This window comes from Brevibacillus composti (assembly GCF_016406105.1).
Lineage (GTDB): Bacteria > Bacillota > Bacilli > Brevibacillales > Brevibacillaceae > Brevibacillus > Brevibacillus composti.
In genome coordinates this window covers 3,890,291-3,910,108 of the sequence record NZ_CP066308.1, presented here as the reverse complement: position 1 = coordinate 3,910,108, position 19,818 = coordinate 3,890,291, and the positions used below count along the sequence as shown (strand labels likewise).

Here is a 19,818-nt window from a genome sequence, read left to right as displayed (position 1 = left end):
CAGGAGGTATTCTTATGGTAAAAGTAGGGATTAACGGATTTGGACGGATTGGCCGCAATGTATTCCGCGCAGCACTGAACAACCCCCATGTGGAAATTGTGGCGGTCAATGACCTGACGGATGCAGCTACACTGGCGCATCTTTTGAAATACGACTCGGTTCACGGCGTGCTTCCGGTGGAAGTCGAAGCCAGAGAGAATACATTGATTGTGGACGGCAAGGAAGTCAAGGTGCTGGCTGAGCGCGACCCGGCCAACCTGAAATGGGCGGACTATGGCGTAGAGATCGTCGTGGAATCCACAGGCCGCTTCACCAAGCGCGAGGATGCAGCCAAACACCTGGAGGGCGGCGCGAAAAAGGTGATCATCTCCGCACCGGCGACCAACGAGGACATCACGATCGTCATGGGTGTAAACGAGGACAAATACGACGCCGACAAGCACACCGTCATCTCCAATGCCTCCTGCACCACCAACTGTCTGGCGCCGTTCGCCAAGGTGCTGAATGATAAATTCGGCATCGTCCGCGGACTGATGACGACGGTACACTCTTACACCAATGACCAGCAAATCCTCGACTTGCCGCATAAAGATTTGCGCCGTGCGCGCGCAGCGGCGGAAAACATCATCCCGACATCGACCGGTGCGGCAAAAGCCGTCGCTTTGGTCCTGCCGGAGCTGAAGGGCAAGCTGAACGGCTTTGCGATGCGCGTGCCGACGCCGAACGTTTCGGTGGTCGACCTGGTGGCCGAACTGAAACAGGACGTGACTGTCGAGGAAGTAAACGGCGCGCTGAAAGAAGCGGCGGAAGGCCCGCTGAAAGGAATTCTCGGCTACTCGGAACTGCCGCTCGTCTCCTCCGACTACAACGGCAATCCGGACTCCTCCACCATCGACGCCCTGTCCACGATGGTGCTCGAAGGAAACATGGTAAAAGTCGTTTCCTGGTACGACAACGAGTGGGGATATTCGAATCGCGTCGTAGACTTGTGCCATTATGTTGCACAGCGCGGCTTGTAACACGTAAAATAGAACTGTTGTGTAAAAGGGAGAGCAGCCTCTCCCTTTTCCCATATGAGGATGTTCAAAAAGTCCAGGACGTCTCTAGCTGTTTGTCCTCTTTTGCGAGCATGCCGAATATGGTATTTTCCGAATATGAGCTATTTTGTTGGGGAGGATCGTTCATGAACAAGAAGTCTATCCGCGATATCGATCTGGCAGGCAAACGGGTATTTTGCCGCGTCGATTTTAATGTGCCGATGCAGGACGGCGTAATTACGGACGATACACGGATTCGTGCAGCTGTGCCGACCATTCGGTTTTTGCTGGAGGCAGGGGCCAAAGTGATTTTGGCCAGCCACTTCGGCCGTCCCAAAGGACAAGTGGTCGAGGAAATGAGGCTGACGCCGGCGGCGGAGCATCTCTCCGGTTTACTGGGCAAGGAGGTCAAAAAACTGGATGATTCGGTCGGCCCCGAAGTGGAGGCGGCTGTTTCTGCGATGCAGAACGGCGATGTGATTCTGCTCGAAAACGTTCGTTTCCACGCAGGCGAAGAAAAGAACGATCCTGCACTCGCAAAAAGCTTTGCCAATCTGGCGGATCTGTTTGTCAACGACGCGTTTGGCGCGGCACACCGGGCGCATGCGTCGACGGCAGGCATCGCCGAATACATACCGGCTGTGGCCGGCCTTTTGATGGAAAAGGAAATTCGCTTCCTCGGCGGCGCTCTGTCCAGCCCGGAGCGCCCCTTTACGGCCATCGTCGGCGGCGCCAAGGTAAAGGATAAAATCGCGGTCATCGAAAACCTTTTGACCAAAGTGGACCACCTGATCATCGGGGGAGGAATGGCCAATACCTTCCTCAAGGCGCAGGGCTATGCCATCGGCGCTTCCCTCTGCGAGGACGACAAGCTGGATCTGGCCCGTGAGCTGATGGCCCAGGCCAAAGAGCGGGGCGTGCAACTCCTGATGCCGGTTGACGTGGTCGTGGCGGACCGCTTCGCGGCAGATGCGGAGAAAAAGACCGTCGCCGTGGATGCGATCCCGGATGGCTGGATGGCGCTCGACATCGGCCCGAAAACGGTGGAGCTGTATCATCAGGTAATCGTCGATTCCAAGACCGTCGTCTGGAACGGACCGATGGGCGTATTCGAGATGGATGCCTTTGCGGCCGGCACGATCGGGGTAGCCAAAGCGATGGAAGCCTGCCAGGGTACGACGATCATCGGCGGCGGCGATTCCGTCGCGGCTGTGGAGAAAGCAGGCGTGGCCGAGAAGATGACGCATATTTCGACAGGCGGCGGCGCATCCCTGGAGTTCATGGAAGGCAAGGAACTGCCGGGCGTCGCTGTACTGCAGGATAACGAATAGGGAGGGCGATTCCTCTGAGAACCCCAATCGTGGCAGGAAACTGGAAAATGTTTAAAACCATTGCGGAAGCCAAGCAATTTGCGGAAGCCGTGAAGCAGCAGGAAGAGGTGGAAGGCGTCGAGCAGGTCGTCTGTGCGCCGTTCACTGCCCTGCCTGCTTTGGCCGAGGCGCTGCAGGGCACAGGAATAGCCCTGGGCGCGCAGAACATGCATTTTGAAGAGCAAGGCGCATTTACCGGCGAGATCAGTCCGCTGATGCTGAAGGAGCTGGGCGTGAAGTACGTGATCATCGGCCACTCGGAGCGGCGCCAGTATTTCCATGAAACGGATGAGAGCGTCAATAAAAAGACACGGGCTGCCCTCAAGCACGGTCTTCGGCCGATCGTCTGCGTCGGAGAAAGCCTGGAGGAGAGGGAAGCGGGCGAGACGGCAGCAGTCGTCGGCAAGCAGACAAAAGCGGCGCTCGCCGGCGCAGATACAGCGCAGCTCGCCGATGTCGTCATCGCTTACGAACCCATCTGGGCGATCGGGACTGGCAAGTCCTCTACCGCAGCGGATGCCAACGAGACGATCGCAGTGATCCGCCGCGTGATCGCCGAGGACTTCGGAGAAGCGGCGGCGTCGGTGGTGCGGATTCAGTACGGGGGCAGCGTAAAGCCGGATAACATCGCCAGTTTTATGGCCGAGCCGGACATTGACGGTGCGCTGGTCGGCGGTGCCAGCCTGACGGCGGACAGCTTTCGCGGGCTGGTCCTAGGCGCTCGATAGGGAGGAAACATCATGACACAACGTCCAAAACCGGTGGCGCTCATCATTCTGGATGGGTTTGCGCTGCGGGATGAGCAGTATGGAAATGCGGTGGCACAGGCGAAAAAGCCCCATTTCGACCGCTATTGGAATCAGTACCCTCATGCGACGCTGGAGGCGAGCGGACTGGCGGTCGGGCTGCCGGAGGGGCAGATGGGCAATTCCGAGGTGGGCCACCTGAATATCGGCGCGGGGCGTGTGGTTTATCAGGATTTGACCCGGATCACGAAATCGATCCGGGAAGGCGACTTTTTCGAGAACGAGACGCTCGTCGGCGCCTTCCAGCATGCCAAGGCGAATGACAAGCAGGTGCATCTGTTCGGACTTCTGTCCGATGGCGGCGTGCACAGCCATATCCAGCACCTGTTTGCGATTCTCGATCTGGCCAAACGGCAGGGAGTCAGCCGCGTCTTTATCCACGGCTTCCTGGACGGGCGCGACGTCGCGCCGGACAGCGCCGTCGGCTATATCGAGGAGCTGCAGGCGAAAATCGCCGAGCTCGGCGTCGGCCGGATCGCCACCGTCCAAGGCCGCTATTACGCGATGGACCGGGACAAGCGCTGGGAGCGGATCGAAAAGGCATACCGGGCGATGGTATACGGGGACGCTCCTGCCTACACGGATCCGATCCAGGCGGTCAAGGAATCGTACGAAAAGTCGATTATGGACGAATTCGTAATGCCGACCGTTATCGTGGACGAACAGGGGCAGCCGGTATCGACGATCCAGAGCGGCGATTCGATCATCTTTTTCAACTTCCGCCCGGACCGCGCGATCCAGATCTCCCAGGCGTTTACCAATGAGGATTTCCGCGGTTTCGACCGGGGCGAAGCCCGTCCGCGCGATCTCTATTTCGTCTGTCTCACCCATTTTTCAGAAACGGTCGACGGCTATGTGGCCTACAAGCCGAGCAACCTGGACAATACACTGGGCGAAGTGCTCTCGCAAAACGGCCTGCGCCAGCTGCGAATCGCCGAGACGGAGAAATACCCGCATGTCACCTTCTTTTTCAGCGGCGGCCGCGAGCAGGAATTCCCGGGTGAGACCCGCATCCTGATCCCGTCCCCCAAGGTAGCGACCTATGATTTGCAGCCGGAGATGAGCGCGCCGGGGGTAACCGAAGCCGTGCTGAGAGAGATCGAGGCCGACCATTTTGATGCGATCATCCTCAATTTTGCCAACTGCGACATGGTCGGTCACTCGGGTAAAATGGAGCCGACGATCCAGGCAGTGGAGACGGTGGACGCATGCTTGGGCAAAGTGGTGGACGCCATCCTCGCCAAAGGCGGCGCGGCCATTATCACAGCGGACCACGGCAATGCCGATCTGATGCTGGACGAGGCGGGACGCCCGATTACCTCGCACAGCACGTATCCGGTGCCGGTGATCGTCACCCGCGAAGGCGTCACCCTGCGGGAAGACGGCGTGCTGGCTGACTTGTCTCCGACCGTTCTCCATCTGCTGGGCGTAGCGCAGCCGGCGGAGATGACCGGACGGACGCTGATCGCGGGAGAAGGCAAGCAGTGAGAAGGGCCGCGTCCGGCCAAGCCGCTCCAAGCCCGGCGGTAAAAAATCATTTTCCGAAACAATGGCTTGACCAAATGGCTTGGATATAGGTATGAATGTATGTGTACAACAGATTCGTCATGATCGAGAACCGAGCATAAGGAGATGGATGGCTAATGGCAATGATCACGGATGTATACGCACGCGAAATCATGGACTCCCGCGGAAATCCCACTGTCGAGGTGGAAGTGTATCTCGAGGACGGTTCGATGGGCCGTGCGGCGGTTCCGTCGGGCGCCTCTACCGGTGCATATGAAGCGGTGGAGCTTCGCGACGGCGACAAGTCCCGCTACCTGGGCAAAGGCGTACTGAAGGCAGTAGAAAATGTAAACGAAATCATCGCACCTGAGCTGATCGGCATGGATGCCATGGATCAAGTAGGCGTCGACATGGCGATGATCCAACTGGACGGCACGCCAAACAAAGCAAAGCTGGGGGCAAACGCGATCCTCGGCGTCTCGATGGCTGTCGCTCGCGCGGCGGCTGAGTCTGCGGGCGTTTCCCTGTACAACTACCTGGGCGGCTTCAATGCAAAAACGCTCCCTGTTCCGATGATGAACATCCTGAACGGCGGCAAGCACGCAGACAACACCGTGGACATCCAGGAATTCATGGTCATGCCTGTGGGAGCGGCTTCGTTCAAAGAAGCGCTGCGCACCGGAGCGGAAATTTTCCATGCGCTGAAAAAAGTATTGCACGACAAAGGCTTGAGCACGGCTGTCGGCGATGAGGGCGGCTTCGCGCCTAACCTGAAGTCCAACGAAGAAGCGATCACCACGATTCTGGAAGCGATCAAAAATGCAGGCTACGAGCCGGGCAAAGACGTATTCCTGGCCCTCGACGTGGCCGCTACGGAAATGTACAAGGACGGCAGCTACCACTTCGAAGGCGAAGGCGTCGTGAAGAGCACCGATGAAATGATCGCCTTCTACGAGGCGCTCGTCAGCAAGTACCCGATCATCTCCATCGAAGACGGCCTCTCCGAAGACGACTGGGACGGCTGGAAGAAGCTGACGGATCGACTGGGTAGCAAAGTGCAGCTCGTCGGCGACGACCTGTTCGTAACCAACACCGAGCGTCTGGCACAAGGCATCAAGACCTCGACAGGCAACTCCATTCTGGTGAAAGTAAACCAGATCGGGACGCTGACCGAGACTTTCGACGCGATCGAGATGGCCAAACGCGCCGGCTATACGGCTGTCATCTCCCACCGTTCCGGCGAGACGGAGGACTCCACCATCTCCGATATCGCGGTGGCGACCAATGCAGGTCAAATCAAGACAGGCGCACCTTCCCGCACCGACCGTGTCGCGAAGTACAACCAGCTCCTGCGCATTGAGGATGAGCTGGGCGATACCGGGCGCTTTGGCGGCCAGGCTGCATTCTACAACCTGAAGAAATAAAGATAAGTGTATCACGGGGATCCGAGAAGTCCGTTCCCGCTTGCGAAAGCAGCGGGGCGGGCTTTTTTTCGATCATGCTGGTGCAAACGCAAGCGATTGCACCTGACATCGCCTGGGGAACGGCAGTTATTGCGGGGAACGGCAGCCATCCGCTTACGCAAAAAGGCCCGGAGTTTTCGCTCTGGGCCTTCTAATCCGTATATGGGGTGATCTATACATGCACGGCGATTTTCTGCTCTTCTTGCGGTGCGGCCGATGTCTTTGCAGCCAACCGGCTTTTGCTGAACGGGATGCACATCGGCGTGCCGTAAATGGGGTCGCGGGTAATCTGGCAGTCCATCTGGAAGACCCGGCGGACGAGCTCCTCGGTCATGATGGCATGCGGATGTCCTTCCGCCACCACGCTGCGGTCATGTACGGCGACGATGTGGTCGGCGTAGCGGCAGGCGAGGTTCAGGTCGTGCAGCACCATCACAATCGTCCGCTGCTCCGTCTGGTTCAATTCGTAGAGCAGGTCGAGAATCTCGATCTGGTGCGACATGTCCAGGTAGGTAGTCGGTTCGTCCAGCAGGATGGTCTCCGTCCCCTGGGCTAAGGTCATGGCGATCCAAGCCCGCTGACGTTGGCCGCCGGAGAGCGAATCCACTTCGCGGTCGGCCAGGGAGGTGAGCTGGGTGGCCTCCAGCGCTTTTTTCACCATCTTTTCGTCCTCTTCCGACCATTGCTGCAGCCAGCTTTGATGGGGATAGCGTCCTTGTTTGACCAGCTGCAGCACGGTCAAGCCTTCCGGCGCGACCGGCCCTTGGGGAAGGATCGCCAGCCGTTTGGCTACTTCCTTGGTCGGACGCTTGGCTATGGCTTCGCCGTCCAGCAGAATCGCCCCTTCCTTGGGCTTCAGCAGACGGGCGAGGGAGCGGAGCAGCGTCGATTTCCCGCAGCCGTTGCTGCCGATAAAGACGGTGATTTTGCCGCGGGGGACGGCCAGATTGAGCGATTCAATAATATTCCGCTCTCCGTAAGACAGCGTGAGTTCTCGGGTCTCCAGGGCATGCACGATCATCACGGGCTCCTTTGGTTTCTGTGTAACGATCCGATTACCGATGGCGGTTTCTGTACAGCAAAAAGATGAAAAACGGTGCGCCGACAGCGGATGTAAAGACACCGACAGGCACGTCAATCGGCGAAAAAGCCACGCGGGCAACCAAATCTGCCAAGAGCACGATCATGGCGCCAATCAGCGCGGACAAGGGCAGCGCATGGCCAAAGGACGGGCCGACCAGCTGTTTGGCGATATGCGGCGCCAGGAGAGCGACGAAGCTGATCTCTCCACCCACGGAGACGGCTGTCCCGGTCAGCGCTGCGCAGATCAGAAGCAGGAAAAAGCGGTCGCGCTGGACGGCGCTTCCCAGGCTCTTGGAGATGTCGTCCCCGAGCTGCTGGATGTTGACCCGTCTGGCCATTAGCGCGGCGAGGAGGATCAGACCGACCGTCCAGGGCAGGATCATGCGCGCGTCGGACCAGGACACCCCGTAGATGCTCCCGGTCAGCCAGAGAATGGCCTTGTTTTGCAGCAGGAACGGACTGAATGTGATCAGCATGGTCACGACAGCGCTGGCCGCGATCTTGAGACCGACACCGATCAGCACCAGCCGCAGCGGGGTGACTCCCTTTTTCCAAGCCAGTGCGTACAGCAGGAACATGATCAGGGTAGCGCCCAGAAAAGCGACGGGAGGCAGCCATTTGATACTGACCGTTTCAAAGAACAACAGGAAGGCAACAGCGGCTACCGATGCGCCGCCGGAGACGCCGAGGATGTCCGGAGCGGCCAGGGGATTGCGCACGACCCCTTGCATGATGGCACCGGCTGCGGCCAGAGCCGCTCCGACCAGAAAGCCGACGAAGATGCGCGGCATGCGGAACTGCCACACGACCAGAGAAGACTGCTCGTCGCCGATGCCGATCAGCACCTTCAGGACATCGAGGGGGGAGAGCTTGATCTCTCCCATGCCCAGACTGATGACAGCCGCGGCGAAGGTGAGGAGAGCGGCGGCCGCTGTCACCCAGATTGTTTTTTTATGCAAATGAAAAGACGAAAAGCGCTTGCCGGGGCGCAAAGTCAGGTAGCCTCTCATCCTTTGTCCAGCCCCTTTCGTGCGACGTAAATGAAGAAGGGAATGCCGATCAGGGCGGTCATGACGCCGATGGGCACCTCGGCTGGCTTGGCGATGAAGCGGGCGGCGATATCTGCGGCGAGCAGAAGGGCTGCCCCCAAAAGGCCGCTGTAGAGCATCACCCAGCGCGTCTCGATCCCGACGAGAAAACGGGCGAGATGGGGCGTGACCAGCCCGACGAAGCCGATCGGTCCGGCGACGGCTACGGAGCTGCCGGAGAGCAGCACGATGGCTGCACCAGCCGCCAGTTTGACCAGGACGGTGCGCTGACCGAGACCTTTGGCCACGTCATCGCCCATCAGCAGGGTTTGAATCGGCCGCACCAGCAAAAAGGCCAGTACCCAGGCGAACAGCATGTAGGGAAAGACCGATTCCAAAAACTCCAGCTTCCGGCCGCCGACGGAACCGGACAGCCAGAACAGCACCTCGTCAACCGATTTTTCGTTCAGCACCATCATCCCGTGACGGGCGGAAGCGGCCAACGCAGTGATGGCGGCCCCGGCCAAAGTGAGCTTGACGGGGGTCATTCCGTCTCGTCCCAGCGAGCCCAAGAGGTAGACGATCGCACCGCTCACGGCGGAGCCGAGAAAGGCGATCCAGGTAAACTGCGTCAGGGAGCTGATGCCGAAAAAGGTAATCGCGACGACGACGAAGAAGGCAGCCCCGGCATTCAGCCCGAACAGCTCGACATCGGCGATGGGATTGCGGGTCAGGGATTGCAGGAGCGTCCCGGCGATCCCGAGGCAGATGCCGACGGCCAGCGCATTCAGCACGCGAGGGACACGCACTTCCTTAATAATGATATGTTCATTGGAGCCGTCAAATTGGGTATAAGCGTCGATGACGGTATGCCAGCTCGTTTCCACGATCCCGAAGACCAGGCTGGCGAACCCTAGATACGCCAGCAGCAGGAGGAAGAGGGCAACGCCAAGCCATTTGGCGGAAGTAGCCGATAGGATAGCTTTCATATAATCTTTCATCCTTAGCGTGATAATCAGTCTGTATCAACATAAGTGTAGGGGCAGGGAAAAATCTTGTCAATGATTTTGAGATTCATTATCATTTTCTTGTTGACTTGTTCGGGCAACAGGTTGTAGGATAAACAGTGACAGTGATACGCATTCTCATTTACGAGCTGAAGGGAGTCATTTATCATGTTTCAACGTACATACAAACATACGCGGGGGAAGATGTTCTTTTCGCTGATCATGGCCCTCCTCTTGATCGTCACCGGCTGCGGCGGTCAACAGGCCGAGCAAAAGCCGGCTGAACAAAAGCCGGCTGAACAAAAGCCAGCTGAACAGCCGGCAGGCAATGCTGCGGGCGGCGCTTCCGAGTCTTATGTAGTCAAGCACGCGATGGGCGAGACCGAAATCAAGGGCACGCCGCAGCGTGTCGTGATGCTGACAGCGCAAGGAGTCGAGACACTGGTGAAACTGGGCGTAAAACCGGTCGGAGCCGTCGGTTCCTTTACCGATCCGACACAGTTCTACGAGCCAGTCAAACCGTTCCTCGAAGGTACTCAACTGGTGGGCTCCGAGTCCCAGCCTAACCTGGAAGCGATCATGGCTTTGAAACCGGACCTGATCCTGGGGATGAAATTCCGTCACGAGAAAATCTACGAACAGCTGAAGGCGATCGCCCCTACCGTATTCGTGGAAGAGCCGCGTGGTGACTGGAAAGAAAACTTTATGCTCTATGCCGAAGCGGTCAACAAAAAAGCGGAAGGCGAGCAGGTCATTGCCGATTGGAACAAGCGCGTCGAAGACTTCAAAGTAAAAGCAGGCGACAAGCTGAACACACAAGTATCGATCGTACGCTTTATGCCGGGACGTGTGCGCATTTACTACAAAGACACCTTCCTGGGCACGATTTTGAAAGACCTGGGCGTCGCTCGTCCGGCTGCGCAGGATAAAGATGAATTTGCCGCTGAGGTCACCAAAGAGCGCATTCCGGAAATGGACGGCGACATCATGTTCTACTTCTCCTACGAGACCGGCGACGGACAAGCGAGCAAGCTGGAACAGGAATGGACCAACGACTCTCTGTGGAAAAACCTGAATGTCGTGAAAAACAACAAGGCCTTTAAAGTGGATGACGTCGTATGGAATACCTCGGGCGGGGTCATCTGCGCCAACCTGGTGCTGGATGAGCTGGAGAAATACATTATCGGCCAGTAAGGCACGGTTCAACAAATAACGGAGAGCGATGCTTGCCGTCAGGATACAAGCTGCGGCTGTCAGAATTTCATTCTGGCAGCTTTTTTTATGGAAATGAAGAAGCGACACATCGGGAGCCAGATGGTAAAATGGCAGGGACTGAAACGTGAAGGATGGAATCGGAGCAGGAACAGGGGAGGACAGGGGGCGCGTGCCATGTCAAAGCGGCGAGCGATTTTGTTGGTCTGCTCGGCGAGCCTCATGCTGGTATTTGCCGTGTGGGCCGTGTGGTCGGCCTACCAGCCGAAAGTGGGGCCGATCGGAAATGGGCCGGACTATCGCCGGGTATGGTTTCAGTTTGGCTTGCACCTGATTTCTGCGGGCTGCTTCCTGACGCTGGGCATACACGGCTTGTATACGCACTGGAAGAAGAACAAAGAAGAGCATGGGGAGACAAAGGAAGAATAAAAGAAACACGCGAGGGATTCCCCCGGCTCGTCATGCACGGCCGAGGGAGGAGGCCCACGAGACAGAAAAAACACCGAAGCCGCGAGCGCTCCGGTGTTTTTCTTTGCACGATGACTATGTACTTATTTATGCTCTGCCAGCCATTGTGCAACGGCTTGAATTTCAGGCTGCTTCTTCAGAAGGCCAGGAGGCATGCCGCCTTTTCCTTCTTTGATGATTTTGGCGATGTCTTCGGCGCTGTACGTGCTTCCTACGTTGGTCAGAGCCGGTGCTGCGATACCTTCGAGGTTTTGGCCGTGGCAGGAAGCGCAGTTTTGTGCAAACACGTTGGCAGGATCGATATTGGCAGTTGCGCCGCCTTCACCGGTAGCCTGACCGCCCTGTTGCGGTGGGAAGATAGCAGAACCTACAAGTGCGATGAGGAAAACAAGGAACAAGATACCAAACGAAGTAAAAAAGGCCTTCGCGGAATCAATTACGTCGTTTTGATTCATATTCTTTTTGTTATTGGAACCAGCCATCTGACAAAGACCTCCCTGGGCGAGTATAGCAATATACAAGCAATTTTACGGCAAAACCGTGACGGTTGCAAGGAAACGGGAAAACCGACAAAGAAAGTACACAATTACCATCAAATGACCAAGGTTTTGGCATATTTCCGTACATCGGAGACAATGGGGGCATCTGTTTGCGCAAAGCGGGTTGAAGAAGACGGCCATTTATGGTAAAGTAGGTATGCTAGTTTGTAGTGTTTTTGTGCTCAGTCGAGAGCATATGATGGATACAGGCTGGACACGCTTACGAAAAAAGGCATGGAGACACTCATCCATAGAGTGTTCATGAATTGGGTTTCTTACGCCTTGGAAATACGTCTTGAGGTGAATAAAAATGGCATTGGCTGCGAAAATTCTACTGATCATCGCGAGTATCGGATTGATTATCGTCGTGTTGCTCCAATCTGGAAAAAGTGCCGGTCTCTCCGGTGCGATTGGCGGCGGTGCGGAACAATTGATGGGCAAGCAAAAAGCACGCGGGATCGACGCGCTGCTGAACAAGCTGACTGTTGTCTTCGCTACCTTGTTTATGATTTTCTCAATCTTGTTGGGTTATTTCTTAAAAAGCGGAGCGTAAGGCTCGATTCTCGTGAGACAGCAAGGGTTCCTTGCTGTCTTTTTCTCGTGCGCCACGCATGGCGACTAACTAGGCGGTGAAAGTCCGCTGTGGGGGCTGGTAGTGGCCAACCACTAGCCAAGAGCAAGGGTGTCCACCGTGAGGTGGAATCTGAAGGAAGCTGGAGGCAAAATCCCGGCCCGAGGAACACGAACATCATCAGGCATATGGAATGGGACAAGCTTGCGAGACAAAGCAAAGTCCAATACACTACACGGACATTCCGGTGTAAATGATGCGGGTATATGGGAGGAAAGTGAGTCGTCTTACCGTGGGAGGTCTCATGGACGTGAGAAGATGACATTCGAATCACGGTTGAAACAAGATTTATCATGAGAAGTCAGCAGACGCCATAGTACCTCGAGCAGTCGACGGCTTGAGGGAAGGGCTGAACCTTAGGAGGTGGTCGTCAATGAATGTTACCGAAACAGGAGATAAGGGCAGCCAACTTCCAACGGAAGGCTCACCGCAAAAGAATAGTGCGGAACACGAAGGATATGCGGGAGTGCACGTTCCTGAGAGGATAGCTGAAACCGACGACACCAACGCAAACGAGTCGAAGGAAAGGTTACTTGAGAAAATCATAAGCAGAGACAATTTGAACGAAGCGTTCAAAAGAGTCAAAGCGAATAAAGGTTCACACGGAATCGACGGGATGGGCGTAGATGAACTTCTACAATATCTCAAAGAAAACGGTGAAACCATCAAGGAACAAATCCTGGCGGGCAGATATCGCCCAAATCCCGTTCGAAGGGTAGAAATCCCAAAAGAGAACGGAAAGAAAAGAAACCTGGGCATCCCAACGGTGGTTGATCGAGTAATCCAGCAGGCAATTGCACAAATGCTCACGCCGATCTATGAGCAACAGTTCTCGGACAACAGCTTCGGGTTCCGACCCAAACGAAGTGCCCACCAAGCCATAAGGCGCAGCCAGCAATATATTCAGGAAGGCTACCGCTATGTTGTGGATATGGATCTAGAGAAATACTTTGACACCGTCAACCAAAGCAAGCTCATTGAAGTACTCTCAAGAACGATTAAGGACGGACGAGTCATTTCACTAATTCATAAATATCTTCGGGCAGGAGTTGTCGTGAAGCACAAGTTTGAGGAAACAGAAGTCGGCGTACCGCAGGGCGGGAATCTGAGTCCAATTCTCAGTAATATCATGCTGAATGAGTTGGACAAGGAGCTGGAGAAGAGAGGACACAAGTTTGTGCGATACGCAGATGATTTACTCATCTTCTGCAAGAGCAGACGAAGTGCCGAACGGACACTAACCAACATTCTCCCCTACATTGAAAAGAAGCTGTTCCTAAAAGTAAATCGGGAGAAAACCGTGGTGGACCTAGCCATTCGAGTGAAGTTTCTGGGATTCTCATTCTACAACCAACGAGGGCAAGTGAAAGTCCGCATCCATCCCAAATCCATCGCCAAAATGAAAACAAGAGTGAAGGAACTAACCGCAAGAAGCAATGGCATGGGAAATGAAGAGAGAGCCGAAAGGCTCAGACGCTATATCATGGGATGGGTCAACTACTTCAAGATTGCGGATATGAAGAACCTGCTCCAAACAACGGATGAATGGATGAGAAGAAGGATTCGAATGATCTACTGGAAACAATGGAAACGAATAAGGACAAAATTCGAAAAGCTGATCTCGTTTGGAATCCCAAAGTTCAAGGCATGGGAATACGCAAATACAAGAAAGAGCTACTGGAGAATCTCCAATAGCCCCATCCTCGCGAAAGCCCTCGATAACAACACCATTAAAGGCCTCGGATTTCTTTTCTTCTCAGATTATTATCGACAAGTGACTGCGTGAACTAAGGAACCGCCGTATACCGAACGGTACGTACGGTGGTGTGGGAGGTCGGCTACTCAACTAATGGGTAGCCCCCTACCCGATTATTTGGTTTGCCGTGGGCCCGAGCGGCGAATACTACATAGGAAGAGAAGCTGGCGAGATATGTATTCGCGGCAGAGGAGGGGTCGTATGAAAGAACAAGAAATACTCGCGTTTATGCGCGAGCAGGCTTATCACCCGATGACGGTGCAGGAGCTGGAGCAGGCGTTCGGCATCCAGGATGCGGATGCGTTCAAGGAATTGGTCAAGACCTTAAATCAACTGGAAGACAGCGGCGAGATCGTCCGGACGAGGACGAACCGTTATGGCATTCCGGAAAAAATGAACTTGATTCGGGGGCGGCTGCAAAACCACCCCAAAGGATTTGGCTTCGTGATCACGGAAAACCCCGACCAGGAAGACATCTACGTGCATGCCAACGACATGAATGGCGCCCTGCACGGCGATACCGTCCTGGTCAGGCTGGAAAAAATCAGCGGCGGGAATCATTCGGAGGGCCGGATCATTCGCGTCGTACAACGGGGCATCACCGAAGTTGTGGGAACGTTTAAGGATGAGACCCATTACGCTTTTGTCATCCCGGATGAAAAGCGCATCGGCAAAGATATCTTTATCCCCAAAGAGGCCTATAACGGAGCGGTGGACGGCCATAAAGTCGTGGTGAAAATCGTCCGCTATCCGGAAGGGCGCGTCAATCCCGAGGGGGAAGTAGTCGAGATCCTGGGTCATAAAAACGATCCGGGCGTCGACATCCTCTCGATCATTCGCAAATTCGGTCTGCCGGAGGCTTTCCCTGCGGATGTGCTGGCGGAGGCGGAGGCGGCACCGGATGAGATCTCCGAAGAAGAGATCAGGGGCAGGCGCGATCTGCGCGACCGCATGATGGTCACCATCGACGGCGCAGATGCCAAAGACCTGGACGATGCCGTGTCCGTAGAGGTATTGCCCAACGGCCATTACCGGCTCGGCGTCCACATCGCCGACGTCAGCTATTACGTCCGGGAAAATTCGCCGCTGGATCAGGAAGCCTACCGGCGCGGCACGAGCGTCTACCTCGTGGACCGGGTCATCCCCATGCTGCCGCATCGCTTGTCCAACGGGATCTGCAGTCTCAATCCCAAGGTGGACCGCCTGACGATCAGCTGCGACATGGAGATGGATGCCGAGGCCAATGTCGTGAAATACGATATTTTCCTCAGCGTGATTCGCACGAATGAGCGGATGACCTATGCGGATATCCGCAAAATCCTCGAAGACAATGACGAAGAGCTCATCGCCAAGTACGAAGAGCTGGTCCCGATGTTCCGCAAAATGGAGGAGCTGGCCCGCAAGCTGCGCACCAGACGGATGAGACGCGGAGCCATCGATTTCGATTTCCGGGAAGCCAAGATTTACGTCAACGAAGAGGGCACCCCGACCGATATCGGCTTCCGGGAACGCTCGATTGCCGAGAGCATCATTGAGGAATTTATGCTGGCCGCCAATGAGACCGTGGCCGAGCATTTCCACTGGATGAAGCAGCCGTTTATTTACCGGGTGCACGAAGATCCCAAAGAGGAAAAACTGCAGGCATTCATGGAGTTCATCACCAACTTTGGCTACAGCATCCGGGGGAAGGGCAATACCGTTCATCCCCGCGCCCTGCAGCAGCTTTTGGAGGAAGTAAAAGGGACGCCGGAAGAAATCATTATCAGCACGGTGATGCTGCGCTCGATGAAGCAGGCGCGTTATGACGCGGAAAGCCTCGGCCACTACGGGCTGGCCACGGAGTTTTACACGCACTTTACGTCTCCCATTCGCCGCTACCCCGACCTGATCGTGCATCGCCGCATTCGCGAGTCGCTGGAAGGCGATCTGTCGGAGAAGCGGCTGGCCCACTGGCAGGAACAGATGCCCGTCATCGCGGATCACTGCTCCCAGCGCGAGCGTCTGGCCGTCGACGCGGAGCGGGAGACGGATGATCTCAAGAAAGCGGAATTCATGCTGGAGCGGATCGGCGAGGAATTCGAAGGGGTCATCTCCGGTGTCACGTCGTTTGGGATTTTCGTCGAGCTGCCCAATACGATTGAGGGCCTCGTGCACGTCAGCTTTTTGACGGACGACTATTACCATTACCACGAAAAAGCCTACGCCCTGATCGGGGAGCGGACCGGCAAGCAGTTCCGCATCGGGGATGTCGTGCAGGTGCGCGTCTCCAATGTAAACGTAGACGAGCGCGCCATCGACTTTGAAATCGTCGGGATGAAAAAGTCAGGAGGCTTCCGCGGCCGGGAACGCGGCCCCAAGGTGATCGAAGGCCGGGGCAAACGCAACGGCAAAGAGCGGCCGGGCCGCCGCACCAAGCAGGAGCGCACCGCCATAAAGGAGCCGGCAGCGAGACGCGAGCTGCATCCGGCTGCTTTCCGCAAAAAGCAAAAGGAGAGCGGAGCCAAGACCTACCGGGTCAACGACAACCCGGCCGCAACCGGAGCGGGAACCCACGGAGAATCCGTCATCCCGATCGGGGAAGCAGAACAGGCCGCACCGCGCGAGAAGGCTTTCTGGGAGGACCTGGTTCGCTCCAAAAAGAAAAAGCGGAAGAACGTGGCCGGGCAGGCGAAGAGGAAACGGCGGTAATTTGGAGCGCTCAAACAGTTTAACGTAAAAGAGAAGGCGGAAAAGGTTGGAATGACGGCGGTGAAAACGGAACGGGCAGCCTGAGATGGGAGAGCCGGTGCCGGAGCGAGAGACACCGCCGTCTGTTCGTTTCCATGTGGGTAAGCAAACGAGGGGTGGTCAAGCATTCCAACTGGTATCACTGTGGCCGGGAGGTCGAACTTCTTCGCGGTCTCGTCGCCCGCTGACTCCACTGTATCCCCTGAATTTTCTCTTGCCTCTCATTCGTTTTTTTGCTAGACTAACTGTTACCATATTTTTTAATTCAAGCTATGCCAGAAGCGAGGTGATCTCCATGTCAAAACCCAAAACAGGTGTCAAAACGCTGGCGCAAAACCGGAAAGCTCGCCACGATTACCACATCGAGGAAGTCTACGAAGCAGGCATTGCCCTGACGGGGACGGAGATCAAATCGGTGCGGGCCGGACGCGTGCAGCTCAAGGACAGCTTTGCCCGCATACAAAATGGCGAAATGCTGCTCTACAATGTGCACATCAGCCCGTATGACCAGGGGAACCGCTTCAATCACGAGCCGGAGCGGACGCGCAAGCTGCTGCTGCATCGTCTGGAGATCCTGAAGCTGAACAGCCTCACCCGGGAGCGCGGCTATTCGCTCGTCCCGCTCAGCATCTACCTCAAGGGCGGCTGGGCCAAGGTGGAGCTGGCGCTGGTCAAAGGGAAGAAGAACTACGACAAGCGCGAGGATCTGAAGAAAAAGGATGCCGCGCGGGAAGTGGAGCGCGCGCTGCGGGAGCGGCAGAAGGTGTAGCTGAAAACACCAGTTGGCGTACTCTGGCAAGGCTGCCACAAACCTACGTTGAGAAACACATCATCCATATGCTATAGTAAAGAAGCAATGAGTGATGATGTGAGTCAATACGTCCGGGTGTGGAACCGATTCTCGATTTCGCCTGGGCTTTTTTTATCTGGTGGGTGTTTTTGAACCAACATCGCCGTTCACCTAATCGGTGACGCGATCTTTTCCATCCTGGGGGCGTTCTGGATTCGACGGGGATGGTAGAGCATAAGAAGCGAGCCGGGGGGTTGCGGACCTCGTCATCAACGCAAACGCCATTAACTGGCAACAAACAACTTTCTCTCGCTGCTTAATAACCAGTGAGGCTCTCCCACTGCATCGGCCCGTGTGCCGTGGATAGGGCTCAACTTTAACGGGCTACGCCGGAGGCCTCCGTCTGGGGCCAAAGGAAGAAGACCAATCAGGCTAGGTGCTGGGTCAGCGCGTCACTCCGCGAATCCAGTACCGAAATGTAAATGAGTGACTGCGCTCGGAGATGCTTATGTATCGCTGTTTTCGGACGGGGGTTCGAATCCCCCCGCCTCCACCATACATATGCGAGGATACCACCTGATGAGGGTGGTTTTTTTGTGCTTTTGACGTCCTCGCTATACAGGACGGCTTTTGATGTCTTGATATGAATGGTTTTTCGATGAGCTGTCGATGTATAGCGAGGAACCTCGTGTTCTCTTCGAGTCGGTTAGCGCAATGGTTACGCTGTGTATTCAGCTACGACGGTTTTTTCATATAGTATGGCATCGCCTGATTTGAACTGCATGATGATGTGGATCACCTTGGTTTCTCGCTGGATGAAAACCCTGCTGACGTATTTGGCGACCAGTTGATGGATGCTCTCAGGATTGGATACTTTGTCCAACAGAGCGATCAGCGTCTGCACATCGTACTTCACGGAGTCAATGTACTGCTCAGGGAGGATTAAGGACTGCACGGAACCGGAAAGAGCCGAGTACTCATTCTGGTTGTCCGTAAGCTCCTGTTGCATCTCAAAGATCATATCGGCGTAGTATGGTTTGCCTTTTCCTGTACGGATGTCTTGTTCCATCGTTTCGATACGTTTTTGCAAGAAGTTGATCTCCGTTTCCAGTGAAGATATCTGCATGAAGACATTTTTGTTTTGATCTGCATGGTATCGTCTGATTTCTTCCTCCAGATGATTGTCTTCAAGGGACAGACGGAGCAGAGCATTCCTCAGTTTGGCCGATACGATCTCTTCCACACGTTCTTTTCGCCATCCGACGTAAGTGCAATAATCCTTCCCATGGCGCTGATAACCTCCGCAAGTGTAGTAGCGCTGTCCACCGCCTTTCTGACGAGAAGAATTGGAGTTGCCGACCATTTTGCTTCCGCATCTGTCGCAGTACATGATGCCGCGCAACCAGAAAGGGGAGTGTGGTTTGATCTGGAACGGATTATGCACTTGTCCGCCGCCATTGTGACGCTTCTTCGCCATCTCTTGGCATCTGTCGAACAGTTCCTTGGTGATGATCGACGGATGGGCGTTCTCCGTGATGATCCATTCAGAGCGATCTTTCCACTTCTTGCCCTTTGTCTGGTAGTCCTGCTTGTTCCATACTCGGCGTCCGATGTAGGATTCATTGAAGATGATGGCGCGGATCGTACTTGCAGACCATTTGCCGCCTTTCAGCGTAGGAACGCCTTTCTGGTTGAGCAGGGTAGCGATTGCCTTGTAACCCAATCCCTCCTGAGCATACTGGTTGAAAATCCATTTGATCGTATCTACTTCTTCACGAGGGCCGAGCACCCATACAGTTTTCGTTTTGTTGGCGCTGAGTGCGATATGTTCTGTGCGATAACCATAGGGAGCATTACCGCCGTTGCTGTAGCCTTGTTTGGCGTTCTGGGACATGCCTTTCTTCACTTCAGCGGCGAGATTGACGTTGTAGAACTCTGAGATGACTTCTAGCATGACTTCGAGCAACATGCCGTGTGGTGTTTCTGGGTCGGTCTGTTCCGTTGCTGATATGACCTTTACGCCGTGCTTTTGAAGTAATGCTTTGTAGATGATGTGATCTTCACGTTTGCGAGAGAAGCGGTCGAACTTGTGGACGACGATGGCATCGAAATGACGATTTGGGCGCTTTGCCATCGCAATCATCTTCTGGAACTCTGGGCGGTCGTCCGACTTTGCAGATTTGCCTTTTTCGAGATATTCGCCGACGACTATCCATCCTTTCTCTTGGCAGAACTTATGGATTGCCTTCAGTTGAGCGGGAATAGACAGTTCTTTTTCTGCTTGATGGTCGGATGATACGCGAGCGTAGATAATAACTTTCATTTGGATACATCTCCTTTGGGGTTATGGTGTAAGTGCTGAAAAACAAAAAAGGCAGGTATGCCCGATGTGAGC

16 protein-coding genes and 1 other RNA gene are annotated in these 19,818 nt (G+C 55.3%); 12 read left to right on the top strand and 5 right to left on the bottom strand.

What is annotated here, in order from left to right:
- Window positions 1–14: 14 nt before the first annotated feature.
- The 5 genes from gap (at window position 15) to eno (ending at window position 6,143) form a co-directional block, all read left to right on the top strand.
- On the top strand, window positions 15–1,019 hold the full coding sequence (gap, locus tag JD108_RS19590) for a type I glyceraldehyde-3-phosphate dehydrogenase (protein WP_198827614.1): 1,005 nt from the start codon (window positions 15–17) through the stop codon (window positions 1,017–1,019).
- Between the two features lie 164 nt (window positions 1,020–1,183).
- The gene (locus JD108_RS19585; protein ID WP_198827613.1) at window positions 1,184–2,368 is read left to right on the top strand and encodes a phosphoglycerate kinase; all 1,185 of its coding nucleotides are present in this window, start codon (window positions 1,184–1,186) and stop codon (window positions 2,366–2,368) included.
- Between the two features lie 14 nt (window positions 2,369–2,382).
- On the top strand, window positions 2,383–3,135 hold the full coding sequence (gene tpiA / locus JD108_RS19580) for a triose-phosphate isomerase (protein ID WP_198830191.1): 753 nt from the start codon (window positions 2,383–2,385) through the stop codon (window positions 3,133–3,135).
- A 12-nt stretch (window positions 3,136–3,147) separates the two neighbouring features.
- Entirely contained in the window at window positions 3,148–4,701 is a 1,554-nt protein-coding gene (gene gpmI, locus JD108_RS19575) for a 2,3-bisphosphoglycerate-independent phosphoglycerate mutase (protein WP_198827612.1), read from the top strand.
- 155 nt (window positions 4,702–4,856) lie between these two features.
- The gene (gene eno / locus JD108_RS19570; RefSeq protein ID WP_198827611.1) at window positions 4,857–6,143 is read left to right on the top strand and encodes a phosphopyruvate hydratase; all 1,287 of its coding nucleotides are present in this window, start codon (window positions 4,857–4,859) and stop codon (window positions 6,141–6,143) included.
- Between the two features lie 211 nt (window positions 6,144–6,354).
- Here eno and JD108_RS19565 read toward each other — a convergent pair whose 3' ends face one another.
- Genes JD108_RS19565 through JD108_RS19555 form a run of 3 tightly spaced genes read right to left on the bottom strand, consistent with a single transcriptional unit; the run spans window position 6,355 to window position 9,282 of the window.
- Entirely contained in the window at window positions 6,355–7,197 is an 843-nt protein-coding gene (locus tag JD108_RS19565) for an ABC transporter ATP-binding protein (RefSeq protein WP_198830190.1), read from the bottom strand.
- Window positions 7,198–7,237: 40 nt separating this feature from the next.
- Window positions 7,238–8,275, bottom strand: a complete 1,038-nt coding sequence (locus JD108_RS19560) for a FecCD family ABC transporter permease (RefSeq protein ID WP_198827610.1) — start codon at window positions 8,273–8,275, stop codon at window positions 7,238–7,240.
- On the bottom strand, window positions 8,272–9,282 hold the full coding sequence (locus tag JD108_RS19555; RefSeq protein ID WP_198827609.1) for a FecCD family ABC transporter permease: 1,011 nt from the start codon (window positions 9,280–9,282) through the stop codon (window positions 8,272–8,274). Before JD108_RS19555 ends, JD108_RS19560 begins: the two co-directional genes overlap by 4 nt.
- Before the next feature lie 186 nt (window positions 9,283–9,468).
- Between JD108_RS19555 and JD108_RS19550 the strand changes: the two genes are divergently transcribed.
- Complete coding sequence (locus JD108_RS19550) at window positions 9,469–10,494, top strand: ABC transporter substrate-binding protein (protein ID WP_198827608.1); 1,026 nt, start codon at window positions 9,469–9,471, stop codon at window positions 10,492–10,494.
- A 195-nt stretch (window positions 10,495–10,689) separates the two neighbouring features.
- Window positions 10,690–10,941, top strand: a complete 252-nt coding sequence (locus tag JD108_RS19545; RefSeq protein WP_198827607.1) for a hypothetical protein — start codon at window positions 10,690–10,692, stop codon at window positions 10,939–10,941.
- Window positions 10,942–11,063: 122 nt separating this feature from the next.
- On the opposite strand, the gene JD108_RS19540 is transcribed toward JD108_RS19545, so the two are convergent.
- Complete coding sequence (locus JD108_RS19540; protein WP_198827606.1) at window positions 11,064–11,462, bottom strand: YqzM family protein; 399 nt, start codon at window positions 11,460–11,462, stop codon at window positions 11,064–11,066.
- Between the two features lie 367 nt (window positions 11,463–11,829).
- Between JD108_RS19540 and secG the strand changes: the two genes are divergently transcribed.
- The 5 genes from secG to ssrA all read left to right on the top strand — a co-directional run bounded on the left by secG (window position 11,830) and on the right by ssrA (window position 17,979).
- Window positions 11,830–12,072 (top strand): preprotein translocase subunit SecG, encoded by a 243-nt coding sequence (gene secG, locus JD108_RS19535; protein ID WP_198827605.1) that lies wholly within the window; start codon window positions 11,830–11,832, stop codon window positions 12,070–12,072.
- Between the two features lie 451 nt (window positions 12,073–12,523).
- Window positions 12,524–13,936, top strand: coding sequence for a group II intron reverse transcriptase/maturase (ltrA, locus tag JD108_RS19530; RefSeq protein ID WP_198826346.1), 1,413 nt, complete (start codon window positions 12,524–12,526; stop codon window positions 13,934–13,936).
- Between the two features lie 171 nt (window positions 13,937–14,107).
- A complete protein-coding gene (rnr, locus tag JD108_RS19525; RefSeq protein ID WP_198827604.1) occupies window positions 14,108–16,594 on the top strand; it encodes a ribonuclease R in 2,487 nt (828 codons plus the stop codon).
- A gap of 334 nt (window positions 16,595–16,928) precedes the next feature.
- The gene (smpB, locus tag JD108_RS19520) at window positions 16,929–17,402 is read left to right on the top strand and encodes an SsrA-binding protein SmpB (RefSeq protein ID WP_198827603.1); all 474 of its coding nucleotides are present in this window, start codon (window positions 16,929–16,931) and stop codon (window positions 17,400–17,402) included.
- A gap of 221 nt (window positions 17,403–17,623) precedes the next feature.
- Window positions 17,624–17,979, top strand: a transfer-messenger RNA (tmRNA) gene (gene ssrA / locus JD108_RS19515).
- Between the two features lie 162 nt (window positions 17,980–18,141).
- Here ssrA and JD108_RS19510 read toward each other — a convergent pair.
- Entirely contained in the window at window positions 18,142–19,746 is a 1,605-nt protein-coding gene (locus JD108_RS19510) for a recombinase family protein (protein ID WP_198827602.1), read from the bottom strand.
- Between the last annotated feature and the right edge of the window lie 72 nt (window positions 19,747–19,818).